We start from the raw sequence: 1592 nt of genomic DNA, 5'->3' as shown, positions 1-1592 counted from the left end.
AACAACTGATGCCTTGTATGAGACATTTTGATGTTGTCTCTAATCGGCTGCCAATAAACACAAATAAGCCATAGGAAAGCATCATGTCACCGACACCTAGTATTGATATTTCTGTGCATGGCGATCAAAGCATCGCTACGAGCAATCTTCCGCCAGTCAAAGTATCCGTTATCGAAAATGACCGCATTCGAAATGCTTCTAGCTTTTTAGAAATTTTCTACGAACGAGCCAAACTGCATCCTCAAAAAACGTATCTACGCCAAGCTTATGGCGAACACTGGCATGAATTCAGTTGGGGTGAAGTCTATCGCATGGCAGCCCGTACCGTGACAGCTCTGCGGTCCATGGGTTTACAGCCTGGTGATCATATTGGTTTGCTGTCTAAAAACTGCTTTGCATGGATTGTCGCAGACATCGCGATAATGATGGGTGGATATGTATCTGTTCCCTTCTATCCGACCTTGTCAGCAAAGGATTTAGACGAGGTCGTTCAGCTAAGCGATATAAAAGCATTGTTTGTCGGCAAACTCGAAAACTGGGAAGAGCAGCGTCATGGCGTTAACAGTAGCATTACTACAATTGCCTTCCCTCACTTTGAAGGTAATAGTCCTTTAGATGGCTGTAACTATAAATGGGATGACATATTAGACTTCGCTCCCTGTACCGACCCTCATCAGCCTCTTGCAGATGAAATCTTTACCGTCATATATACGTCCGGTACGACAGGCACCCCAAAAGGTGTGATGCTGGATTACGCTTGTGCGAATCAAGTGATGAAACACGAACGTGCTAAACCTGCTTATGGTGTGTATCAAGGAGTTTCCGAGCGTGTTTTATCCTATTTACCACTAAACCATATCGCCGAACGCGTCGTGTCAGAGGTCAGTCCAATCGTTGCAGGTTCTGAAGTCTCGTTTAGTGAGTCTCTAGATCGCTTTGCAGCAAATTTACAGTCGGTACAACCGACACAGTTTTTTGCAGTACCGCGTATTTGGGTAAAAATTCAACAAGGTATTCTGTCTAAGCTTCCTGAACAGAAACTACAGAAACTCCTTAAAATTCCGCTAGTCGGACGGTTTATTAAGCACAAAGTCAAAAAGGGCTTGGGATTGAGCTCGGTGCTGTCAGCGGTATCGGGCGCCGCGCCCTTATCTGCTGCACTTCTGCGTTGGTACGGACAACTCGACATTAATATTCAAGAAGTTTATGGCGCGACAGAACTATGTGGCGGTGTCACCTATAACACCTTAGATGACATTACCCCCGGTTCTGTCGGAAGACCGCTTCATGGTGTTGAAATATTGATTGATGAAGAAACCGACGAAGTCCTAATCAAAGCTCCATGGGTGATGAAGGGATACTATAAATCTCCTCAAAAAACCGCGGAGGTCTTATCACCTGAAGGCTGGTATCGAACTGGCGATACAGGACGCTTAGATAATGAAGGACGATTGATCATTACGGGTCGCGTTAAAGACACATTTAAAACGGCCAAAGGTAAATTTGTTCTGCCTGTTCCCATCGAGCATAAAATGGGAGCAAACACGAATATCGGTCAAGTCATGGTCACGGGTTTTGGTCTGACACAACCA

At 45.1% G+C, this 1592-nt stretch carries 1 protein-coding gene; it reads left to right on the top strand.

Annotated features, from left to right (window positions below):
* Positions 1-83 precede the first annotated feature (83 nt).
* The coding region (locus A3738_RS08995) for an AMP-binding protein (protein ID WP_068763546.1) at positions 84-1592 on the top strand (1509 nt) is incomplete at its 3' end.

The sequence above is a fragment of the Oleiphilus sp. HI0066 genome, assembly GCF_001635725.1.
The sequence above is the reverse complement of the archived record's forward strand: the minus strand, read 5'-3'. Positions and strand labels throughout refer to the sequence as shown.